The sequence below is a fragment of the Luoshenia tenuis genome (genome assembly GCF_014384745.1).
Lineage (GTDB): Bacteria > Bacillota > Clostridia > Christensenellales.
On the sequence record NZ_JACRSO010000002.1, the window covers coordinates 1 to 21,927 of the forward strand.

General features: G+C 54.4%; 23 protein-coding genes, 2 tRNA genes and 1 other RNA gene. 19 read left to right on the top strand and 7 right to left on the bottom strand.

The genetic code is table 11. The features are described from left to right. Positions 1-130 precede the first annotated feature (130 nt). The 4 genes from H8699_RS04785 to H8699_RS04800 form a co-directional block, all read right to left on the bottom strand. Positions 131-445, bottom strand: coding sequence for a TIGR03905 family TSCPD domain-containing protein (locus tag H8699_RS04785; protein WP_330605152.1), 315 nt, complete (start codon positions 443-445; stop codon positions 131-133). 16 nt (positions 446-461) lie between these two features. After that, on the bottom strand, positions 462-1,043 hold the full coding sequence (locus H8699_RS04790; RefSeq protein WP_249284727.1) for a DUF4364 family protein: 582 nt from the start codon (positions 1,041-1,043) through the stop codon (positions 462-464). 123 nt (positions 1,044-1,166) lie between these two features. Further along, positions 1,167-1,394: an HPr family phosphocarrier protein gene (locus H8699_RS04795; RefSeq protein WP_138295829.1), complete on the bottom strand. Its 228-nt coding sequence runs from the start codon at positions 1,392-1,394 to the stop codon at positions 1,167-1,169. 216 nt (positions 1,395-1,610) lie between these two features. Then, positions 1,611-1,687: transfer RNA gene (locus H8699_RS04800), tRNA-Val, on the bottom strand. A gap of 205 nt (positions 1,688-1,892) precedes the next feature. Here H8699_RS04800 and ssrS point away from each other — a divergent pair. Continuing rightward, a non-coding RNA gene (gene ssrS / locus H8699_RS04805) (6S RNA) lies at positions 1,893-2,068 on the top strand. 121 nt (positions 2,069-2,189) lie between these two features. Further along, positions 2,190-3,959: a beta-glucuronidase gene (uidA, locus tag H8699_RS04810; protein ID WP_249284728.1), complete on the top strand. Its 1,770-nt coding sequence runs from the start codon at positions 2,190-2,192 to the stop codon at positions 3,957-3,959. 480 nt (positions 3,960-4,439) lie between these two features. Here the strand turns inward: uidA and H8699_RS04815 are convergent, their stop codons facing one another. Together H8699_RS04815 and H8699_RS04820 are read right to left on the bottom strand one after the other, a co-directional pair. Beyond that, on the bottom strand, positions 4,440-5,396 hold the full coding sequence (locus H8699_RS04815; RefSeq protein WP_249284729.1) for a bacteriophage abortive infection AbiH family protein: 957 nt from the start codon (positions 5,394-5,396) through the stop codon (positions 4,440-4,442). Positions 5,397-5,703: 307 nt separating this feature from the next. Then, positions 5,704-5,780: transfer RNA gene (locus tag H8699_RS04820), tRNA-Pro, on the bottom strand. A gap of 207 nt (positions 5,781-5,987) precedes the next feature. Between H8699_RS04820 and H8699_RS04825 the strand changes: the two genes are divergently transcribed. From H8699_RS04825 to trhA, 17 genes are all read left to right on the top strand, one after another. Continuing rightward, on the top strand, positions 5,988-7,190 hold the full coding sequence (locus H8699_RS04825; RefSeq protein WP_249284730.1) for an HlyD family efflux transporter periplasmic adaptor subunit: 1,203 nt from the start codon (positions 5,988-5,990) through the stop codon (positions 7,188-7,190). Between the two features lie 21 nt (positions 7,191-7,211). Beyond that, a complete protein-coding gene (locus tag H8699_RS04830) occupies positions 7,212-7,910 on the top strand; it encodes a YggS family pyridoxal phosphate-dependent enzyme (protein WP_249284731.1) in 699 nt (232 codons plus the stop codon). Positions 7,911-7,932: 22 nt separating this feature from the next. Next, positions 7,933-8,430, top strand: coding sequence for a cell division protein SepF (locus H8699_RS04835; protein ID WP_138295833.1), 498 nt, complete (start codon positions 7,933-7,935; stop codon positions 8,428-8,430). A gap of 9 nt (positions 8,431-8,439) precedes the next feature. Further along, a complete protein-coding gene (locus tag H8699_RS04840; protein WP_249284732.1) occupies positions 8,440-8,736 on the top strand; it encodes a YggT family protein in 297 nt (98 codons plus the stop codon). An 18-nt stretch (positions 8,737-8,754) separates the two neighbouring features. Beyond that, a complete protein-coding gene (locus tag H8699_RS04845) occupies positions 8,755-9,531 on the top strand; it encodes a YlmH family RNA-binding protein (protein ID WP_249284733.1) in 777 nt (258 codons plus the stop codon). Positions 9,532-9,540: 9 nt separating this feature from the next. Further along, on the top strand, positions 9,541-10,071 hold the full coding sequence (locus H8699_RS04850) for a DivIVA domain-containing protein (RefSeq protein WP_249284734.1): 531 nt from the start codon (positions 9,541-9,543) through the stop codon (positions 10,069-10,071). 118 nt (positions 10,072-10,189) lie between these two features. After that, on the top strand, positions 10,190-10,477 hold the full coding sequence (locus H8699_RS04855) for a DUF5665 domain-containing protein (protein WP_147518890.1): 288 nt from the start codon (positions 10,190-10,192) through the stop codon (positions 10,475-10,477). Between the two features lie 265 nt (positions 10,478-10,742). Beyond that, positions 10,743-11,243 carry a signal peptidase II gene (gene lspA / locus H8699_RS04860; RefSeq protein WP_249284735.1) on the top strand — a complete coding sequence of 167 codons (501 nt, stop codon included), beginning with the start codon at positions 10,743-10,745 and terminating at the stop codon, positions 11,241-11,243. After that, on the top strand, positions 11,236-12,186 hold the full coding sequence (locus H8699_RS04865; RefSeq protein ID WP_249284736.1) for an RluA family pseudouridine synthase: 951 nt from the start codon (positions 11,236-11,238) through the stop codon (positions 12,184-12,186). Before lspA ends, H8699_RS04865 begins: the two co-directional genes overlap by 8 nt. A 155-nt stretch (positions 12,187-12,341) precedes the next feature. Next, positions 12,342-12,878 carry a bifunctional pyr operon transcriptional regulator/uracil phosphoribosyltransferase PyrR gene (pyrR, locus tag H8699_RS04870; RefSeq protein WP_138295840.1) on the top strand — a complete coding sequence of 179 codons (537 nt, stop codon included), beginning with the start codon at positions 12,342-12,344 and terminating at the stop codon, positions 12,876-12,878. 63 nt (positions 12,879-12,941) lie between these two features. Further along, positions 12,942-14,243 carry a uracil-xanthine permease family protein gene (locus H8699_RS04875; RefSeq protein ID WP_249284737.1) on the top strand — a complete coding sequence of 434 codons (1,302 nt, stop codon included), beginning with the start codon at positions 12,942-12,944 and terminating at the stop codon, positions 14,241-14,243. 119 nt (positions 14,244-14,362) lie between these two features. Next, complete coding sequence (locus H8699_RS04880; RefSeq protein ID WP_249284738.1) at positions 14,363-15,295, top strand: aspartate carbamoyltransferase catalytic subunit; 933 nt, start codon at positions 14,363-14,365, stop codon at positions 15,293-15,295. Next, a complete protein-coding gene (locus H8699_RS04885; protein WP_249284739.1) occupies positions 15,292-16,599 on the top strand; it encodes a dihydroorotase in 1,308 nt (435 codons plus the stop codon). The genes H8699_RS04880 and H8699_RS04885 overlap by 4 nt, the downstream gene beginning before the upstream one ends. Before the next feature lie 13 nt (positions 16,600-16,612). Beyond that, positions 16,613-17,566 carry an orotidine-5'-phosphate decarboxylase gene (pyrF, locus tag H8699_RS04890; RefSeq protein WP_249284740.1) on the top strand — a complete coding sequence of 318 codons (954 nt, stop codon included), beginning with the start codon at positions 16,613-16,615 and terminating at the stop codon, positions 17,564-17,566. A 13-nt stretch (positions 17,567-17,579) separates the two neighbouring features. After that, positions 17,580-18,374 (top strand): dihydroorotate dehydrogenase electron transfer subunit, encoded by a 795-nt coding sequence (locus H8699_RS04895; protein WP_249284741.1) that lies wholly within the window; start codon positions 17,580-17,582, stop codon positions 18,372-18,374. After that, positions 18,371-19,285, top strand: a complete 915-nt coding sequence (locus tag H8699_RS04900) for a dihydroorotate dehydrogenase (RefSeq protein WP_249284742.1) — start codon at positions 18,371-18,373, stop codon at positions 19,283-19,285. Before H8699_RS04895 ends, H8699_RS04900 begins: the two co-directional genes overlap by 4 nt. 111 nt (positions 19,286-19,396) lie before the next feature. Continuing rightward, entirely contained in the window at positions 19,397-20,080 is a 684-nt protein-coding gene (trhA, locus tag H8699_RS04905; protein WP_249284743.1) for a PAQR family membrane homeostasis protein TrhA, read from the top strand. On the opposite strand, the gene H8699_RS04910 is transcribed toward trhA, so the two are convergent. Next, positions 20,077-21,849 carry an Rqc2 family fibronectin-binding protein gene (locus H8699_RS04910; RefSeq protein ID WP_249284744.1) on the bottom strand — a complete coding sequence of 591 codons (1,773 nt, stop codon included), beginning with the start codon at positions 21,847-21,849 and terminating at the stop codon, positions 20,077-20,079. The genes trhA and H8699_RS04910 overlap by 4 nt on opposite strands. Positions 21,850-21,927 lie beyond the last annotated feature (78 nt).

The window sequence follows — 21,927 nt, forward strand, 5'->3', positions numbered from 1 at the left end:
GCGGCAGGTAGCACAATACGCAGTTGGCAGACATATTTATGCGTTTACGCATCCCGCGAAGAGCAGAGGGCTTCGCCCGCACATGAAATACCACCCGCTTGGCGGGTGGATGTTTATTGGCTTAATAGATTTATTGTTCGTCTTGCATTTGTTCTTGGTAGAGCCGCAGGGCGGTCGAAAGTTGATCGGGACAGGAGGTATTGCCGCGGCAGCGGATGCCGCTAAGCTTCTGGGCCACTTCGTCTACGCTTTGCCCCTCGCATAGCTTGGATAACCCCTGGAGATTGCCCGAGCAACCGGATTCAAAGCTCAAGTCGTGGATATGCCCGTCCTGTACGCGAAAGCGGATCTGACGCGAGCAGGTGCCGCGGGTCCTATAGGTAACAGCTACCCCGCGCGCGGCGTCCAAAGGCTCAACTCGTAGGGCGTTTTGGCTATGCATCATGGTATATTCCTCCTGGTTACAGCAATGTCGTTTGGTCATCCTCCTGCGGTGGAAGAGCGGGGATGGGGTTAGGATTGAGCAGCGCATCAATCAGCGCGCGGTATGCCAGGCCGGAGCGCTTTTTCCAGTTATTGCACAGCTCTTTGGCCAGCTCGCGCGTAGCGATGTTCAATTCCATTTGAAATAGCGTAACGCCCTGCTCCACTGCTTTGAGGGTAACCAGATATTCATCCTCGCTGAGCTTTTGGTAATCGGCCACTACCTGGTTTTCTTCCAGCAGCTCGGCCCGGCTGGCCAGGGCAAAGTGCTTGATTTCCAGCCGAAGCAGGGGCGGGATACGATCTAAAAATAGCTCAAGGGCTTGGTTGCCTTCCGCCGTCAGGTGGAAAGGACCACTGCGGCTCTGGCTATCCGGGCAAGCCAATAGGTTGTTTTCCACTAGCTCGAACAGGGCCTGCTGCAATTCAAAATAGTCCAGATACCCGGTCTGATCCATCAAGCGGATGAGCTGCTCGTTGGTGGGGGGCATGCGCAGCTGCTGGATCAAATAGAGCAACAGCAGCTTTTTATTGGCCAAAAGGGTATTCATATCCATCATTTCGTTTAAAACACCTCTTGTAATATTATACCCTATTTGCTGGGGATAGGCGAGAGATAAAGGACAAATAAAAAACTCTCTCTGCAAAACAGAAAGAGTTTTATACCGCCCTTAAGGCTCCCGTTATACAGCGAAATCTTTCAGCTGCTCTAACAGGTCTGCACAATCCTCGCTCTGAATTTCGAGGGTGATCGGCTTGCTCAAATCCAGCGAGAAGATACCCAGGATGGACTTGGCGTCTACGACATAGCGGCCGCTGCGCAAATCGATATCAAAGGCATAACGGGATACGATATCCACAAACTTTTTGACGCTCTCCGTCGTCGTCAACTGAACGGTAAGAGATTTCATGGTGACACCTCCTTGCTGTTTTAGGATCTCTTCGATCCAAAAATAGTATACCACAAAATGGCAATACATTAAACATAATTTACTTAACGTGACGTAAAGAAGTGCACAAAATAACTGCGTGAGACATGTGCATATTGTACAAAGCCGGCGGAACATGAACAGCTGGGCAGATTAGCCTTGATATAGAAAAACATCCGTCTATCGACGGATGTTTGTTGGTGGGGTTAAATGGGCTCGAACCATCGACCTCTACGATGTCAACGTAGCGCTCTAACCAACTGAGCTATAACCCCATATAAGCGCGGTGCTTTTTTATTATATCAAAAGAGTCAAAAAATGCAAGCCCTAATTTGGTTTTTTCACCAGCTGCGTTTGGATTTAACGCCGAACAGTATCCATGTGGATTTAATGCTATACGTGGTAAAAAATACTGCCCTTTTCGGGCTTGTCTCCACCTTGACACGCTCTGAACGGCAACGGTATAATAGACCTTGCAAGACAATCCTGTGGTGTGCGTCACGCTTTATTTTAATCCTACAGAGTTGATTTGGGAGCTTGGGTCTGGCGAGAACGGCCATGCCCTCTACGGGAGGGAAGGCCAGCGGCGCCAGTAAAGCACCCCCCTGCCACGAGGCGGGAGTTAAAATCAAAGTGAACGGCACAACGGGGACCGCCCTCCGGCGTTAAAACCGGGGGGCGTTTTTATTTGCCGCGGTCTTAATGGCGTGACAAGCTGTGCGCTTTATGCGATAATAAAATCATCGCAAAGAATCCATTGTAAAGGAGACTTGAAAGATGCTGTATCCTCAATTAACCGATAGCCGGATGGTGTTTGACTTAAATGGCGTGTGGGATTTTAAGCTGCTGGATGAGGGCCAGTGCCCGGCGGTGGATGGGCCGGTCCAGGATGCGATTCCAATGGCGGTGCCCTCCGCCTATAATGACCTTTATGAGGGAAGGGCGTTTAAAGAGCACGTAGGGGATATGGTTTACCAGCGCAGCTTTTCCGTCAGCGCGCCGATGCTGGAAAAACGCCTGGTGCTCCGCTTTTCCAGTGCGACGCATCAGGCCACCGTCTATTTGAATGGGAAATTATTGGGCAAGCATAAGGGCGGTTTTTTGCCCTTTGAGTTTGAGATCGGCCAGCAGGCGCGGCGTGGAGAGAACCTGCTGACGGTGATCGTCAACAATATCGTCGATTATTCCACGCTGCCTTGCGGGCGGCTGGTCACCGAGAAATATCCGGGGTTGGCGCCCATGGTGCGCAACTACCCTAATTTTGACTATTTCAACTATACGGGCATTATGCGGCCGGTAAAGCTTTATACCACGCCGCGGAATTATATCCGCGATATAACCGTGGTCGGGCATATGGACGGCAGCTTCTCCTATAAAGTAGATGTGCAGGGCGAGGGCGAGGTCGCCGTGGAGATGCTGGATCCCGACAAAAAATGCGTGTTTAAGGCGCAGGGGGCCAGCGGCGAGGGCAAGATCGAGAATGTACGGCTTTGGGCGCCCGAGAACCCGGCACTTTACGACCTGGTGGTGCGGCTGGCAAGCGGAGATGAGCAGGATAGCTATACCGAGCCGTTCGGCTTTAGGGATATTTCGATTCAGAACTGCCGGATCTGTTTAAACGGCAAACCTGTTTATCTTAAGGGGTTCGGCAAGCATGAGGACAGTTACGTCAACGGCCGCGGCTTTAACGAGGCGCTCAACGTAAAAGATGTGGGCCTGCTTAAATGGATCGGCGCTAACTCCTTCCGCACCAGCCATTACCCTTATAGCGAGGAGATGATGCGCCTTTGCGACCGCGAGGGCATCATGGTGATTGACGAGGTGCCGGCAGTTGGCCTGCATACCGCCTTTACCGCCACGGGCATGCTGGGCGGCGAGCCCAATGGCACCTGGCGCACCTTGCAGACCGCGCAGCACCACCGGGATGTGATCAACGACCTGATTGCCCGGGATAAGAACCATCCCTGCGTTGTAATGTGGTCAGTCGCAAACGAACCGGCCAGCGAGGAGGAGGGGGCCAGGGAATACTTTGAACCGCTGACTGTTTTGGCGCGGCAGCAGGATCCCCAGCACCGCCCGGTTACGATCGTGACCTATGAGGGTTCCAGTCCCGAAAAATGCAAGGTGGCCGAATTGTGCGATGTATTGGTTATCAACCGCTATCGCGGCTGGTATGATACCGAGGGGAACCTCCCCGGCGCGGCGGCTAAGCTGAAAGACGAGTTTGAACGCTTCCACGCCCGCTGCCCGGAAAAGCCCATCATGCTGGGCGAGTATGGAGCGGATACCATTGCCGGCATGCACGACGCCACGCCGACCCTCTTTAGCGAGGAATATCAGGTGGCGTACCTCGAGGCGTACAGCGAGGTGTTCGATTCGCTGCCCTATATTACGGGCGAGCACGTGTGGAACTTTGCGGACTTTGCTACGGCAGAGAATATCCGCCGGGTACAGGGCAATAAAAAGGGCATCTTTACCCGAGACCGCCGCCCCAAAATGGCTGCACATTACCTTAAAGGCCGCTGGACGGGGTTTGAAAAGGAATAGGGGACTGCTTACGACGAAAAAAGCCGGCGCGATCTTCGTGCCGGCTTTTACTGTGCTTTTTGTATTTTTTTAAGAGGCTTATCCTTGGCGGGAAATCTCTAAATTTCGCCTCCCAATTAAACAGCCTAGCGCCTATTGTACACTCGGCCTATGTCGTAGTATATAATAGTGACAGCTCTGAACGGGGCGCTAGTATATAATAGTGACAGCTCTGAACGGGGCGCTAATGTAAAACAAAAGCGCATCCAGGCTTGTCCGGGTGGCGCCGATGTTCATAACGAAACTTAAAAACAAAAATCCGAGTGTCCATATGGACACTCGGACTGGTCGGGGTGTAATTATATGATTTGATGAAACCTAGTAAAAGCAATGGTTTGCAGGCTGTAAGCAAGAGGCTTTTATCTAAGTTCTCAAAAGATAATTATCTTTTGCGGTAGTTCCTGTTTTAATTTCTGTATTCGCTTTTTTTTATCTTTATTTTTAAAGTGACTCATAAACATCAAAAGTCCCTTTAAAGCCATATCTGCGTAGTTTAATTTTCTTTATTCGCAGAGCCTCAGAATTCTGTACTTCATATGAAGTAAAATACCATATGGCGTCCGGTGATATTCTATCAACTATTTTCTTTATATAGATACTATCTACTTTGCCGTAACTGAATCCATATGAATATACTTTGTCAATGGTATGGTTAAGCTTCCTGAAAAAGTCATTATATTTTTTTATCGGTCCATCAGTATCTTTTTTGAACGACATTATCATATCATCCAAAAAGGAAGAATGAATAAGGGGACTTTCAGAGGTATTGTCGATAAAATCACCATACATCATATTGTCTTCTCCGTGTCCAAAAACAAGCTTTTGCCCCACTCGGTTATGTACATGGATGACCTTTTTTATTCCATATAACTTCTGCAGAGTTTTAGTATAGTTAAAAGTGAAAAATTGTGCATCTGGTTGAGAAAATAATGCTTTTAGTGTTGTTTTACAAGTGAATTTTCCATCATCAATTAGTAATTGTATACTTTTAATCCATAAACGGAAAAACTCCTGCCATATTTTGGAGCAGTAAATAAAACCGCTGGTAAGCATATCCATATAAAGTAAGTATTTTTCCATTAATTCATTATCTTCTTCATCTGTCTCACCTTCTTTGTGGTTTGCTTTCGGTAGTTTACCGTTAAAATTAATATATGCTAATGCTTCTTCAAAGTTACACCAGTTCTCTCCACACGCTTTGTCCATCGCATTTAATAAAATTTCTGCAGCAAACTCGTCGGGGGCTATATTTTTCAAGTCTTCCCAATATACTGTTTCATCACGCGATTGAAGTGTCTCTGGGTACATATCTATTAGAAATGACCTAAAATTATTATATTCTGTAGGGATTTTATGTGCAATATCAAATCCATTTCCGATTATAAATAAGGAACTCATAGTGTCCACCTCCAATCTAAATTACTATTATAATACATTGATGACAACCCAATTGAAAGTTCTTTCGTAAGAATTAGTATATTGCAAAATTTAAATCCAGCGTTACATAAATCAAAAAATCTGCTTTGAAATAATATTTTCAAAGGTTGGTCAAACGACTAAATTCGAACCCGAGCGTGTGCCGACGCTGCACATCCGCTCTCCTGGGGATTGACGAATTATACGTGGCTTCATCGCCTAGAGGCCGCTGGTCCGCTATCAGCCTATGTAAAAAAGAAACACCTGCTTGTACAAGCAAGTGCTTCTTTGGTCGGGGTGACAGGATTTGAACCTGCGACCTTTTGGTCCCGAACCAAACGCGCTACCAAACTGCGCTACACCCCGAAGAAATCGCGTCAACATCCAATAATATACACTAATCGCTGCGTAAAATCAAGCATTAGATCAATAAAATTATGCTTTTTTTGAGGGGTGAAATCTGGCATGCGGGGAGAAGAAACAATGAATTTACAAAATGGAGGTTTATCTAGGTTACAGGTTGTGATATAATATCTCAAGATATTGCAGGATTCGACGGAGAGGAGGGGCGCAATGGCAAAGAGTAAAATCAAGCGTAGCCGGCGCATTAAGCCCCGCTTTTTTGTTTTTATAGGCATTATCGTCATCATTGCCGTTTTGGTGATATGGAGCGTGCTGGGCGGGGCGACTAAGACCGCCGCCGTGCAGTGGGGCCAGCTGGGCAGCACGCACAGCGCCAAGGCCGTCCTGCTGCGGGATGAGCAGGTGATCAGCGCTGAGAGCTATGGCAAGATTATATACTTTGCAGCTGAGGGTGAGCGGGTGGCCAAAGACGCCAAGATCGCCGAGGTATTCCGTCCGCAGTTTACCGATAAGGATTTGCAGGAGTATTATACGGCCCAGCAGGCGGTGCTCAAACAGCAGCAGACCCTGATGCAGGATATCGTAAACGAGGATCTGACCAAGGTGTCCGATCAGGTGGATGCACAGTTTACCGAGATCGAGGCAATGGTGCGCAGCGGAGATGTGACAAGCTCCCTGCGGTTAGAGCGCGCCCTTAACAGCGCCCTGCAGGAGCGGCATACGACGTACCGCAACCTCATCACCGAGGACGACATACTGACCCAGCTTTACGCGCAGGAGGATGCGCTGCAGTCCAAGGTCGATCAGGCAAAGACCGAGGTGGTCGCTCCCTATTCCGGGGTGGTCAGCTTTTATTTGGACGGGCGTGAATCGCTGCTCAATCCGGAATCCATGGCGGAGTTGACGTATGAGACTGTGGAAACCGTGACTAAGGATGCAAAGGCCAAAGGTTCTACCGACGCGAACCCGCAGATGCCGCTTTTCAGAGTGGTCAATAACGCCAAGTGGTATGTGTTGATTTTATCCGATGGCGGCGCGGTGGAGCTTAACGCGGGGCAGAGCGTGAACCTTAATTTCTCAGGGTATGCAGGCGTAGATTATGCCGGGACTTGCACGGATGTACGACCTTCCGGCGATAACGCGCTATATGTCATCGAAATGTCACAGGATATCGGGGCGCTGCTTAGCGAGCGCAACCTGGATGTGACTGTGGGCAAGCAGATGGAAGGATTGAAAATACCGGCATCAGCGTTGCAAACGCAAGAGGGCGTGCGCGGCGTTTATGTAATAGATGGACAGGCTAAGACATTTGTCCCCGTCAAGGTTTTGGTGGAGGATGGATCCGCAGCCATCGTTGAGGCGTTGGGGTCTGAAAATCAGCTGGAGGTTAACCAGTTGGTGCAGATCAAGTAGCAAAGGAAAAGGTGAGATGGAATGACAGCGCAGATACCCCAGAACATTGCGCAGGTTTTCCAGCGAATGGAAGAGGCCAAGGTGCAGGCAGGCCGGACGGATACCGTCAGGCTGATTGCGGCGACAAAGACGCAATCGCCTGAAATCATCGACCTGGCCGCGCAATATGGGGTAAAAGAGGTCGGCGAAAACCGGGTTCAGGAGCTCAAGGATAAATTTCCTGCTGTTTCCAGTGATTTAAAATGGCATTTTATTGGACAGTTGCAGGTAAATAAGGTAAAATACATACTTGAGCAGGTTGTCATGATCCATTCACTGGATCGGATAGCCTTAGCGCAGGAGATCGAAAAGCGCGCCGCAAAAGCCGGGCTGGTCATGCCGGTCCTGGTTCAGGTCAATATTGGCCGGGAGATGGGCAAGGGCGGCGTTGCGCCGGATGAGGTCGAGTCCTTTATCCGCCAGATCGCGCCTTACGAGCACCTGTCGGTGCAGGGGCTGATGGCCGTTCCGCCGGCAGTGCCGGAGAGCGAGCAGGCCAGGCCTTATTTTAAGGCCATGCGCGAGATGCTTTTGGCGCTGCGGGACAAGCAGATTCCCCACATCCAAATGCGGGAATTGTCCATCGGGATGAGCCATGATTATGAAGTGGCCATCCAGGAGGGTGCCACTATGGTACGCGTAGGTTCCGCCATTTTTGGCAAGCGAAATTATTTAGTGTAAAATTTTAAGGAGGAGTTCCCTTATGGCTGGTAAAGTGTTTAACAAACTGTTGGATATGATCGGGCTCGAGGAGACCGTTATTGAAGAGGAAGATGAAGAGATGATGGACGAGGAGTATTACGAGGAGGAAGAGCAGGAGCCGGTGCGGCCTGCCCGCAATACTCATCGCGATAAAGGAGGGAAAGTGTTGCCTATGCCGCAGCAGCCGTCGTCTAACGCTATGAAGATGCTGGTTTATCAGCCGATGAGCTATGAGGATACCCAGAGCATTATCGACAATTTGAAGATGAAAAAGCCGATCATCGTCAATTTGGAGTTGCTGGAGGTAGACATCGCCCAGCGCGTGCTCGATTTTATGAGCGGCGCGGTGTATGCGCTCAATGGCAGCATTCATAAGGTATCCAAGGGTATCTTTGTGCTGGCGCCCATCAATGTGGATATCAGCGGAAATATTCCGGAGGAGAATAAGGGGCGCAGCAACAGCAGTTTTTTCTCGCTGGCCAATAAGCGGGAAGGCTAGGGATAACTTTTGGTAAACGCTTGGTACTATGTCTTTCAGGGCATTGAGTATTTTTTATCGGCACTGAGCTGGTGTATTATCATCAATACGCTGCTGAGTTGGTTTATGGAACCCGGACATCCGATCCGCATTTTTTTGGACCGGTTGACCTACCCGTTTGTGGCGCCGTTCCGTAAGATCGCTATGCGCATCGCGCGGAACCTGCCGATAGACCTGTCGCCGTTCTTTGCCCTGATAGCCTTACAGTTGCTAACCGTACTGATCAACGCGATCGGCGTTCGGGTCGGCATGAATTATTACTTTTAGGGATAGGATGAGATAACGTTGGAGGCGAAAGAGCAGGCGCGTTTTCTGGCACAGGCGGAAGACCGGCTGCGACGAACCTCGCGCAGCGGCCGAATCGAGTATCTCTATTTTGCCGATCCCGCGATGCGTGCGAATATCAATCGCCAGCTGTTGCCGCGCTATCCGGACTGCCAGATCCTATGGGAGGGCGGCTATCCAGGTGCGGAGCGTCAGGCGGCGGCCCTATGGCGGGATGACCCGGCACAGGTGGATCTGCCGATCTGCGCCCTGTCCTTTGAATGGGATGCGCGATATGGCACGCCGGAACATCGGGATATACTAGGGTCGCTATTGGGGTGCGGCATCACCCGCGAGCGGCTGGGCGATATCGTACTGGCGCAGTGCCAGGGCTGGTGCGTGGTTTCCCGGGAAATAGCGGATTATTTGATCGCCAACTGGGATTCCGCTGGCAGGGTGCGCTTGCGCAAGGTATCTAAAGTCGATTTCGACCAGATCCAAGTGCAACAAGAGCCGGTCAAAGTGATTCGGGATACGGTGCTTTCCCTAAGGTTAGATGCGGTTTTAGCCAGCGCCTTTCAGGTTTCGCGCAATATCGCCTCTGAATGGGTCAAGGCAGGACGCGTCAAGGTCAATTGGGTAGAATGTATGAAAACAGACCGCGCGCTCGCACAGGGGGACTGGTTATCCGTCCGCGGCAAAGGGCGCGCGCAACTATATGAGGTCGGCAACCGCAGCCAAAAGGGGCGCACCTGGGTGGAGCTCCATCGGCTGGGGGAGCCGGGCGCAAGGAGGTAGTGTATCCAAATGGGCTTAACCAAGGAAGATGTGTTTAAAAAAGAATTTTCAGTGGTGTTCCGCGGATATAAAGAGCGGGAAGTGGATGCCTTTTTGGATGAGGTTATCGCTACTTTTGATGAATGGGAAAAAGTAAAGGCGCAGATGCAGGAGGATATGCAAAAGCTGCAAAAGCGCATAGACGATTACGTCGCCCTTGAAGATACGCTGAAGGAGACCATTGTATCGGCTCAGCGCGCGGCGGCGGATATTACCGCGAAAGCGGAGCAGGAAAAAGAGGATATCCTGGCGCAGGCGATGGCGGATGCTGCCGAGATCCAGAGCGGCGCGCAGCACGACGCGGATGCCCTTTTGGGGGAAGCGACCCGGCGCTGCGAGGAGATCGAAGCGCAATATCGTACCATCGTTGCCAAAGGCAAGGATATGCGCGATGCGATCATGAAACTGGTCGCCTATCAAATGAAAGAGCTTGAGGACCTGCCGATGGGCGCGGAGCCGGAAGAGGCAAATGCCCCCGAGGAACAGGAGGAGCAAGCGTAAAAAGGTGCAGATGAGGGCCTGGAGATCCAGGCCTTTTATTTTTTAAAATATAGCGGCCCTTTTTTGGATACAATGGAAATATGGCTTAATAGGGATGATCAGAAGGGCTGGGTATCGCATGTTAAAAGAGATCAAAGAAGAGGAGCTGGCGCGCAGCAAATGGCTGGCGGCAGCTGAGCGGATGACGGAACGGCTGGAACGCACGGGTATCACACAATATGTCGAACTTCAGTTTGACCTGAAGCGGATGCTATGGCGCAGTTTTCTCTCGGGCATCGCCCGGGGGTTGGGCTATGTCATTGGGTTTACCGTGCTGGGCGCGTTTTTGCTGGTCGTCCTGCGTAAACTGGCGGAAACGCCGCTGGGCCAATCCATCGTAGGGTGGCTGGCAAACTGGCTGCAATAAAAACGGCCGGTGTCAATCCTGTGGGAAACCTCTAAAGATTGTATAATTTGTATCTGCTGCGCCTGCGCCTTTTATTAAGGCGCGGGCTTTTGCTGCTGCAGCATGTTCGAATGCATTAAATGTGTGGGCTGCTTTTAAGGCTAATTGCGTTGAAGAGCCGGGAACTACCCGTTTAAGGCATGCTTTGGCGATTATAACGTCAGCTTGCGCAAAATGCAGGCAATATGTGGTATAATGGTCGAAGTTCATCGCATGGAGGAAACTTATGCTCATTCTCATTACTATTTTGTTGGGGATCGCGCTGGATCAGGGCAGCAAATTTGCAGCGCTGCAGCTGCGCGACCTGCCGGGGGGAACCTATCCGTTGATCCCGGATGTTTTCCACCTGACCTACGCGGAAAACCGTGGCGCGGCTTTTGGCATTTTGCAAGGGCAGCAGTGGCTGCTGGTGGCCATGACGTTGGTGGTGGTGGCGATTATGCTGTTTCATGTCTACCATGAAAAGGATAAGCCCCGCATCTATAAATTTATGGTGGCCTGTTTGATCGCCGGCGCGCTGGGTAATTTGATCGACCGGGTGCGCATCGGATACGTGATCGACTTTTTTGATTGCCGGTTCATCCAGTTTGCCATCTTTAATGTGGCCGATACGCTGGTCTGCTGTTCGGTAGCCGGGCTGTGCATTTATTACATCTTTTTCTATGGAAAGGAAAAGCGTGCCCTTCCTGGGGCAGATGAACAGCCTAAGGGCGATGCCCATGAATGAGCCCATGCAGTGGCGGGTAGAATCTGAGGCGGCAGGAACCCGGCTGGATAGCTGTCTTTCCCAGCTTACAGGTTTGTCCCGCGCCCATGTGCAAAAGCTGATCGCCGGCGGCTGCGCCAGCCGCAATGGACGTGCCTGCAAACCCTCTGATAAAGTGCAGGAAGGGGATCTCATCGCACTGACCATACCCCAGGCTCAGGAATTAGCGGTGGAACCACAGGACATACCCTTGGATATCCGCTATGAGGACGGGGACGTGATCGTAGTGAATAAGCCCAGGGGCATGGTGGTACATCCGGCGCCGGGCACGCCTGACCATACGCTGGTCAACGCACTGCTTTACCATTGCAGGGATCTGTCGGGCATCGGCGGGGTACTGCGGCCGGGGATTGTACATCGGATCGATAAAGACACAACTGGCCTATTGATCGTGGCGAAAAATGACGCGGCGCACCAGGCCTTGGCGGAGCAGATCGCTAAGCGAACCTGCGGGAGGATCTATTGGGCATTGGTGGAGGGCGCCGTAAAAGAGGATGACGGACAGATCGTAACGCGGATCGGCCGCCATCCGACGGATCGAAAAAAGATGGCCGTGCTGCGGGAGCAGGAGGGGCGAGAGGCGGTCACCCATTACCGCGTACTGCGCCGTTATCCGCGGGAAACGCTAGTGGAATGCCGCTTGGAGACCGGGCGAACGCATCAGATCCGCGTGCATATGGCGCATATTGGCCATCCGGTGGTGGGAGATGCGACCTATGGCTACAAAAAGCAGCGTTACGCCCTGGAGGGGCAGTTGCTGCACGCCAAAGAGCTGCACTTTATCCATCCCGCTACGGGAGAGCCCGTTTCGGTGCAGGCGCCGCTGCCGGATGATTTTGCCGTACTGCTGCGTAAATTGGAAGCGCAGCTGCCAAAAAATACGGCCGAAAATGACGAAAAATAATAGACTTTTGCCCTGCCATGTGGTATGATGCCAAAAGGAAATGACCTTTAAATCGGTACCGTGAGACCGGCAAGGTGTAAAGTGGATTGAAGTAGGCGTGTGCCTTGCCGTACGACGGTAAGGCGCTTTTTTTATGCGGAAGTGAGGGGGAGCGTATGCGGGAAAAAAATGTGTTGATGGATGAAGCGGCTATGAATCGGGCGTTGGTACGGGTAGCGCACGAGGTGATCGAGCGCAACCACGGGGTGGACAAGCTGGTCATCGTAGGGATCCAGCGCCGCGGGGTGCCGCTTGCCAAACGGCTGGCGGATAATATCGGCAAAGTGGAGGATTGTCAGATCCCTGTGGGCGTCCTGGATATTACCTTTTACAGGGATGATTTATCCCTGCTCAACGAACAGCCCACGCTGAACAATACGGATATCCCCTTTATGATCACCGGCCAGCACGTGATACTGGTGGATGATGTGCTCTACACCGGGCGCACCGCCCGGGCGGCGATGGATGCGGTGATGGATATGGGACGGCCCAAGACCGTTCAGTTGGCAGTGCTCATCGACCGGGGGCATCGGGAACTGCCGATCCGCGCGGATTATGTAGGTAAAAATGTGCCTACCAGCAGCAGCGAGGCGGTACAGGTGCATGTGCAGGAGTTCGATTGGGAGAACCGCGTGGTGCTTTGCGAAAAGTAAAATGCTTTGAAACGGCCTGGGGCCGTTTGGGGATAGACGATGCAAAATGAGGAGGAGTAAGGGATGGACAACACAAAGAAGAACTGGGGGCAGATGACGCTGCTGGGCATCCAGCACGTATTTGCCATGTTTGGCGCCACAGTACTGGTGCCGCTGCTGACGGGGCTGGATACCTCGGTGGCGCTGTTTTGCGCCGGCGTAGGGACGATCCTGTTCCACCTGATCACCAAGCGCAAGGTGCCGGTATTCCTGGGTTCCAGCTTTGCCTTTATCGGGGCGATCCAGGTGGTGGCCAACATGATGAGCGGCGGCGCCGAGATGGGGACGCCTGAGTACATGGTCGGCCTGCAATACGCCACGGGCGGCATCATCTGCGCGGGCGCCATGTATCTGGTGCTGGCGTTGCTGGTCAAAGTATTCGGCACCGAGCGGGTGCGCAGCTTTTTCCCGCCGGTGGTTACCGGCCCGATCGTCATCACCATCGGCTTGATGCTGGCGCCGACGGCTATCAACAACATCGTAAACGATGCGGCGACCAGCGTGGCCCTGGAGGGGACGGCGCTTTTGAGCAACTGGATCGTCGCCGCGGTCACGATCATCACGATGATGGTGGTATCGGTCTTTGCCAAGGGCTTCTTTAAAATGGTTCCCATTCTGTTCGGCATCGCGGGCGGCTATATCGCCTCGCTGATCTTTACCTGGTGCGGCGTGCCCATGGTCAACTTCCAGCCTCTGGCAGAGGCGCAGTGGATCGGGCTGCCCAACTTCATGCTGCCGCTGTTTGATTGGCGCGCGATCGCGGTCATCGCGCCCCTGGCCATCGTGACCTTTGTCGAGCATATCGGCGATATCAGTGCCAACGGCGCGGTCGTCGGGCAGGACTTCTTTAAAGATCCCGGCCTGCACCGCACCCTGATCGGCGACGGTGTAGCCACGATGTTCGCCGGCCTGATCGGCGGCCCGGCCAACACCACCTATTCGGAGAATACCGGCGTGCTAGCGGCAACGCAGAACTATAACCCGGCCACGCTGCGCCTGGCGGCGATCTTCGCCATCGTCTTGAGCCTGGTAGGCAAGTTCGGCGGATTTTTGCAGACCCTACCCGGCCCCGTCATGGGCGGCATCAGCATCATCCTGTTTGGGATGATCGCCTCGGTAGGCCTGCGGACGCTGGTAGAAAATCAGGTAGACTTTAAGAGCAGCCGTAACCTGATCATCGTAGCGGTGATGCTGGTCATGGGCCTGGGCGGCGCGGCCTTCCAGATCAGCGATCAGATCAGCATCAGCGGCGTAGCGCTCAGCGCCATTATCGGCATCGTACTCAATAAGGCGCTGCCGGAGCGGATCGACAAAGCGGAGAAATAAAACTTTCAGGGGGCGGAGCTGGGAGCCCGCTCCCTTTTTATACCGGCCCTGCGCCGCACGAGGCGGGGGATGGTTTTGAAGTGGAAAAAATGGCGATGATAAAAGAAAGGAGTGCAACCATGGCTTTAGAATGCAAAGATCTGCTGGGGATGCAATACCTGAACCCGGAGCAGATCAATGAGATCATGCATACTGCCGAGCAGATGAAGCAGATTTTGCTGCAAAGCAGCAAAAAAACCCCGCATTTGCAGGGCAAGTCCATCGTAACACTTTTTTATGAGAACAGCACCCGCACACGGATGAGCTTTGAGCTGGCCAGCAAGTATATGAGCGCGGCCGCCGCCAATATTTCGGCCTCTACCTCCAGTGTACAAAAGGGGGAAACGCTGATCGATACCGGCCGCACCTTGGACCGGATGGGGACGGACCTGATCATTATCCGCCATCCCATGAGCGGCGCGCCGCACCTGCTGGCCAAACACGTAAAGGCCGGCGTGATCAATGCCGGGGATGGGATGAACGAGCACCCCACCCAGGCGCTGCTGGACCTTTACACCATGCGGGAGAAAAAGGGCGCGGATATAAAGGGACTGCGCGTGGCCATCGTGGGGGATGTGGCCCACAGCCGCGTGGCGCGTTCTAATATCTGGAGCCTGACCAAGCTGGGGGCGCAAGTGCGCATCTGCGCCCCGCGCACGCTGATGCCAGTGGAACTGGAAAAGACCGGTGTTCAGGTGACCAGCAGCGTGGAGGAGGCTGTAACCGGCGCGGATGTGGTGATGGGCCTGCGCATTCAGCTGGAGCGTCAGAAGAAGGGGCTGTTTCCCTCAGTAAAGGAATATAACGATTTTTATGGCCTTACGCCCAAACGGATTAAACTGGCGGACCCGGAGGTGCTCATCATGCATCCAGGCCCCATGAACCGCGGCGTAGAGATCTCATCGCAGGTAGCGGACAGCGCCGCCTCTGCGATTGACGAGCAGGTGACCAACGGCGTTGCGGTGCGCATGGCCCTGCTTTATATGCTGACCAGAAAGGGGAGTGTAAAATGAAACTGCTGATCAAAGGCGCGCGCGTGGTGGATCCTTCTCAGAAAATCGACGGCGTGCTGGATGTTTTGATTGAGGAAGGAAAGATCGCCAAGATCGCCCCAAATATCGATTATGCTGCTGGCGAGGTCGTAGATGCCGATGGCCTGACCCTGATCCCCGGTCTGGTGGATATCCACTGCCACCTGCGCGACCCCGGCCTGGAGTATAAAGAGGATATCGTTTCCGGCACCAAAGCGGCGGCGCGCGGCGGTTTTACCAGCGTGTGCTGCATGGCCAATACCAAACCGGTGGCGGATAACCCGGCGGTGATCGCCTATATTCGTGACAAGGCGAAAAACGAGGGAGCGGTTCACGTCTATCCCATCGGCGCGGCCAGCAAGGGTTTGGAAGGCAAGGAACTGGCCGAGATCGGCGAGATGAAGCGCGCCGGTGCGGTCGCCATCTCCGATGATGGCAAGCCCATCATGAACACGGGTTTTATGCGCTTGGCGATGGAATATGCCGCGGACTTTGGGCTGAAAGTACTGGACCACTGTGAGGATAGCGGCCTGGTGGACGGCGGCGTGATGAACGAGGGATACGTATCCACCAAACTGGGGCTGCGCGGCTCGGTCAATGTAGCCGAGGAGATTCATGTGGCGCGGGATATCCTGCTGTGCGAGCAGTACGGCCTATCCGCCCATATCTGCCATGTTTCCACCAAGCGCTCGGTTGAAATGGTGCGCCTGGCGAAAAAGCGGGGGATCAAGATCACCTGCGAAACCGCGCCGCACTATCTGGCGGCTACCGATACCTGGGTCGCGGAGAAGGAATATGATACCGCTACCCGCGTCAACCCGCCGCTGCGCACCAAAGAGGATCAGGAAGAGCTGATTAAGGGCCTGTGCGACGGGACGATCGATTGTATCGCCACGGACCATGCGCCCCATCACAGGGACGAGAAAATGGTGGAGTACGACCTGGCGGCCTCCGGCATCTCCGGTTTTGAGACGGCGTTCCAACTGTGCTATCAGGCGCTGGTGCTCTCGGGCAAGCTGGATGTAAGCCGGCTGATTGCCCTAATGACTGTGCAGCCCGCACAGATTCTGGGCCTCCCGGCCGGGACGCTGGCCGTGGGCGCGGCCGCGGATATCGCGCTGGTGGACCTTGACTGTGCGCAGACGATCCGGGTGGAGGACTTCCTTTCCAAGGGGAAAAATTCGCCCTTTGACGGGATGGCGGTTACCGGCCGCGTGGTGCATACGCTGGTGGATGGCGAGTGGGTCTATCGGGACGGCTGCATTGCCCCGCGCTTTGAGGACTAAGGAGGGAATAAGCATGATTGACCGGCTGATCGACGCGATCATTGAAAAGCAAAATCCCACGGCTGTGGGTTTGGATACCAAGTATGACTACCTGCCGGAGGATTTCCGCAAGGCCTTGATGGCCGGCGTCACCAAAGCGGATGTGGCCGAACGCGCGGCTAAAGCGGTATTTAACTTTAACCGAGAGATCATCGACGCGGTGTGCGATATCGTCCCTGCGGTAAAGGTACAGGTAGCTTATTATGAGATGGCGGGCCTGCCCGGCATGCGCTGTTTTTACGATACGCTGGCCTATGCCCGGCATCGAGGGCTGGTGACTATTGCCGATATCAAGCGCAACGATATCGGCGCCACAGCGCAGGCCTACGCGGCCGCTTACCTGGGTAGCATGTCCATCGAGGGGAAGGCGGTGGAGGCCTTCCCGGCGGATTTTGTAACGGTAAACGGCTACCTGGGTACCGATGGCATCAAGCCCTTTGCCGACGCCTGCCGGGAGAACGACAGGGGCGCCTTTATCCTGGTCAAGACCTCGAACCCTTCCTCGGGCGAGCTGCAGGATCTGAAGGTGGAAGATGGCCGCACCATTTACGAGGTGATGGGCGACCAGGTGTGCCAGTGGGGCGGCGAGCTGACCGGCAAGTATGGCTATAGCGACCTGGGCGCGGTGGTAGGCGCCACCTATCCCGAGCAGGGCGAGGCGCTGCGCAAAAGGCTGAAAAGCGTCTTTTTCCTGATCCCGGGCTATGGAGCCCAGGGTGCGGGCGGCAAAGAACTGGTGGGCTGCTTTGACGAGCGGGGCTTGGGCGGCGTGGTCAACGCCTCGCGCAGCATTCTTTGCGCCTATAAAAAGCAGGATACCACGGATTTTGCCCTGGCTGCCAAGCGGGAGGCCGAACGGATGAAGGCCGATATCGCCCAGGCGCTGGAACAGGCCGGAAAGCCCATGATAACCGAATGCGCGAAATAGAGGAGTGCCCTACATGAAGGATATTGAAGCACGCGTTATAAAAAATGAGCCAATCGCAAGCGGCATCTTTGAGCTGGTCGTGGAGTTGGGCCAGGAGGATATTGGCCGGGTACAGCCCGGGCAGTTTGCGCAGTTGCAGGTATCAAACGCGCCGCAGCTGCTGTTGCGCCGTCCGATCAGCATCAATAGCTATGATGAAGCGCATCATACCATGACCTTTGCCTATCAGGTAAAGGGCGAGGGCACGGCAAAGCTAGCGCTTTTGGCGCCGGGCCAGCTGCTCAAAGTGCTGGGCAGCTTGGGCAATGGCTTTTGGCCCAAACCCAGCATGAAAAAGATTTACGCGGTGGGCGGCGGCATCGGCGTGGCGCCGCTTAAGTATTGCCTTGAAAAATGGCCTCAGATCGCCTGGAAAGCCTATCTGGGCTTCCGCAGCGCTGAATTTGTCTATCAGCTGTCTCAGTGGCAGGCGCTCTGCCCGGATGGGGTGACCGTGGCCACGGAGGATGGTTCGCTGGGCCTGCGGGGTTTTGCCACCCAGCCGCTGGCCGAGGCGCTGGAAAATGGCGACCAGCCGGACATGGTGATCGCCTGCGGGCCGCTGCCCATGCTGAAAGCCCTGCAGAAGATCGCCCTGCAGTATCCGGATATCCCCTTTATGGCTTCGCTGGAGGAGCGCATGGGCTGTGGGATCGGCGCCTGTCTGGTGTGCAATTGCAGGATTCGTACCACCGAAGGAGAGCAAACCTATCGCCGCGTCTGCGCCGATGGGCCGGTATTCCCCCTGCGGGAGGTGATTTTTGAATGAGCAAGCCGAATTTGAATGTAGAAGTGTGCGGCGTAAAATTCAAAAACCCGCTGATCGCCGCCTCGGGTACCTATGGCTTTGGCCGGGAGTTTAATAAGCTATACGATATCGCTACGTTGGGCGGCATCTCGGTCAAGGGATTGACGCTAAAACCCCGCCTGGGCAACCCGCCCTCCCGCATCGCGGAGACCCCCATGGGGATGCTCAACAGCGTGGGGCTGCAAAACCCCGGGGTGGACGCCTTTATCGCCGAGGAACTGCCCTGGCTCAGGCAGCGGGACCTGGCGGTGATCGCCAACATCGCCGGCTCCACAGTGGACGATTACTGCCAGATGGCCGAAAAGTTCCAGAATCAGCCGGTGGAGATGCTGGAACTAAATATCTCTTGCCCCAATGTAAAGGAGGGCGGCGTCGCCTTTGGAACGCGGCCTGAATCGATCCTGGAGATTACCCGGCAGGTCAAGCGGCACGCTATGCAGCCCTTGATGGTGAAACTCTCGCCCAACGTGGCGGATATCGGCGAGGCGGCGCTGGCAGCCCAGGAGGGCGGCGCGGACGCGATCTCGCTGATCAACACGCTGACGGGTATGGCGGTGGATGTGCATAAGCGCAGGCCCATTTTAGCGAACGTTACAGGCGGGCTTAGCGGCCCGGCAGTCAAGCCGGTGGCGCTGCGTATGGTCTACCAGGCTTCGCACAAGGTCAAAATCCCGGTGGTGGGCATGGGTGGCATCATGACGGGGGAAGATGTGGCGGCCTTTATGCTGTGCGGCGCCAGCGCCGTTATGGTAGGCACGGCCAACCTGGCAGACCCGGTGGCCTGCCCGCGCATCCTGCGCGAGTTTGAGGAATATCTGGCGCGCGCAAAGGTCAGCCGCGCCAGCGACTTGGTGGGCAAGCTGGAAGTATAAGGCTATCATAAAAGCAGGCGTTATCCTAACGCCTGCTTTTTGCATACTATGAATTGCCTGTGCTATACTGAAAAAAAACGAAAAACGATGGCTTCCTTTGAGGTGACGATAATGGCAAATGTACGCAACAAGAAAAAGGATAAAAAGGTGCGGGCGCCTTTCCCGGTCAGCTACACGCTGGGAGAGGAGCTGTGCAATTCCATCTCCCATGGCGTAGGGGCGGTTTTTGCGGTGCTGGCGCTGGTGCTCATGCTGGTGCAAACCGTGCCGCAGGGGGACCCGTGGAAGACCGTATCCGCCGCCGTTTATGGGGCGTCGCTCATCCTGCTGTACACCATGAGCACGCTATACCATGCCTTTAAGCCCAACCTGGTCAAGCGAGTCTTTCGCATTTTTGACCACTGTACCATCTATTTTTTAATTGCCGGGACTTATACCCCTTATACGCTCAACACCCTGCGCGGGCCCTGGGGCTGGTCGCTTTTCGGGGTAGTATGGGGCATTACCCTGCTAGGCGTGGTGCTAAACGCCATCAGTATAGAAAAATTCAAGGTCTTTTCCAGCATCAGTTATATCGTAATGGGATGGGCGATCATCCTGGCCTTTAAACCGCTGTACGATAACCTGGCATCAAGCGGCCTATGGCTGTTGATAGGCGGTGGGGTGTGCTACACGCTGGGCATCATCTTTTACGCGCTTAAAAAGTGGCGCTATATGCACTCCATCTGGCATGCGTTTGTGCTGGCCGGCACGGTGATGCACTTTTTCTCCATCTATCTTTACGTGCTGGCCTAGCCTTCAATCAGAGCCAGCGCCTCGATCTGCGCGGCCTGGGGCGTAACGTAAAGCGTGCGCTGGTGGTCGTAAATCACCATGCCCGGTTTGGCGCCTGAAGGTTTACGCACGTATTTTCGGGGTGCATAATCCACGGCGATATTGCCCGACCCCCGCGAACGGGAATACCATGCTGCCAGCAGCGCGGCTTGTTGCAGAGTCTCGGGCGTTACCTGATTGGCGCTTTGCCGCACGATGACGTGAGAGCCGGGCGCGTCTTTCACGTGCAGCCACAGCTCGTCAGGCGCAGCGGTACGCAAAGTCAACCGGTCGTTTTGCAGGTTGTTTTTCCCTACCAGGATATCGATACCCTCCGGCGTTTGGTAGTGGTAGGGCTTGGAGGCCGCAACGCGGGCCTTTTTTTGTTTGGAGCGGGCATGGCTGGCATTAATATAGCCTTCGCGCTCCAGCTCCTCGCGGATCTCGGAGAGCTCCTCATTCGAGTCGCATTTATCCAAATTATCCAGCTGCCCCTCCAGGTAATCGATCTCCTCGGCCGTCTGGGCGATCTGGAGGGTAAGCTGTTCTACCGTGGTCTTGGCTTTGTTGTACTTTTTATAATACCGCTGCGCGTTCTCGGAAGGGGTAAGCTGCACATCCATCGGGATCTCCAGCGTACCGCACTCCGGGTCATAGTAGTTCGTGACTCGGGCGGCGGGCAGCCCGCCTTGCAGCTGATGCAGGTTGGCGGTCAGCAGTTCGCCGTACAGCCGCCAGGTTTCCATCTGGGCACAGTCTGCGATCTGCTCCTGCTGCAGGGCGCTTTTTTTTCGGCAGCGCTCCAAATGGGTCGATACGGCATGCACCATGGCGCTTTTGCGTTGTTTTGCCCGCATCTGCCGGTCCCGCAGTACGTAAAAGTCATCCAGCGCTTTGCAGGCCGAAGGGTAGCTCTTGAGATGGTCAAAATCGTAGCCGCGCGGCTCGAAGGGGAAGATCTCGGCCGGATGCTTCTCTGCATCCAGCACCAGCGTGGGATGAAAAGCACCTGCGCGCATTTCAGCAAAAAAATCCGCAATGCGCCGGACGATGCTGTCAAAGCGCATGGTCTCGGCATCGGGTATGGCCGCATGCTCGTCTCCGGCGCAGATCAGGCTGATTTGTGCCGCGGTAGAGGGGGCAAGGCCCATCACCTGGGTTTGAAGATGCTTGGCAAGCCCCAGCCCTGGCGCGCGGGATAAAAGCGCGGCAAGACCGGCTTCATCCAGGGTAAGCGGGTTGACCTTGTCCTGGGAAGGGGGCAGCGTATAATCCATGCCCGGCAAAATCTGTCGCACCCGGCTCATATCCGCGCTGACGCGGTGTGCCGAATCGATGATGCGGCCGCTTTCGTCCAGAAAAATGATGTTGCTGTGCCGCCCCATGATCTCCACCATCAGCCGGCGCTCCACCAGATCGCCCAAATCGTCCATCGCTTCAAAGGTGATCTCTACGATACGCTCCATCTCCAGCTGGCGCATCCCTAACACACGGCTGCCCTGCAGGTGCTTACGCAGCAGCATGCAGAACATGGGTGGCTGCATGGGGTTGGGCTTATTATGCCGGGTCAGGTGCAGGCGCGCCTGGCTGGCGTTTGCCGTCATCATCAGCAATCGGTTTTGCCCTTGTGAGCGGATCAGAATATGGATCTCGTCCTTTTCGGGCTGGTTCACCCGGTCTACACGGCCGCCGGCAATCGCCTTTGAGACCTCGGCACATACGGCGTGCAGCATCAATCCATCTAATGGCATATTTCAAAACTCCTTTGTAGTTGGCAGAATAATCATTTGAAGCAGTCTAATAGGTCTATTATACTGTATTTGCGGCGT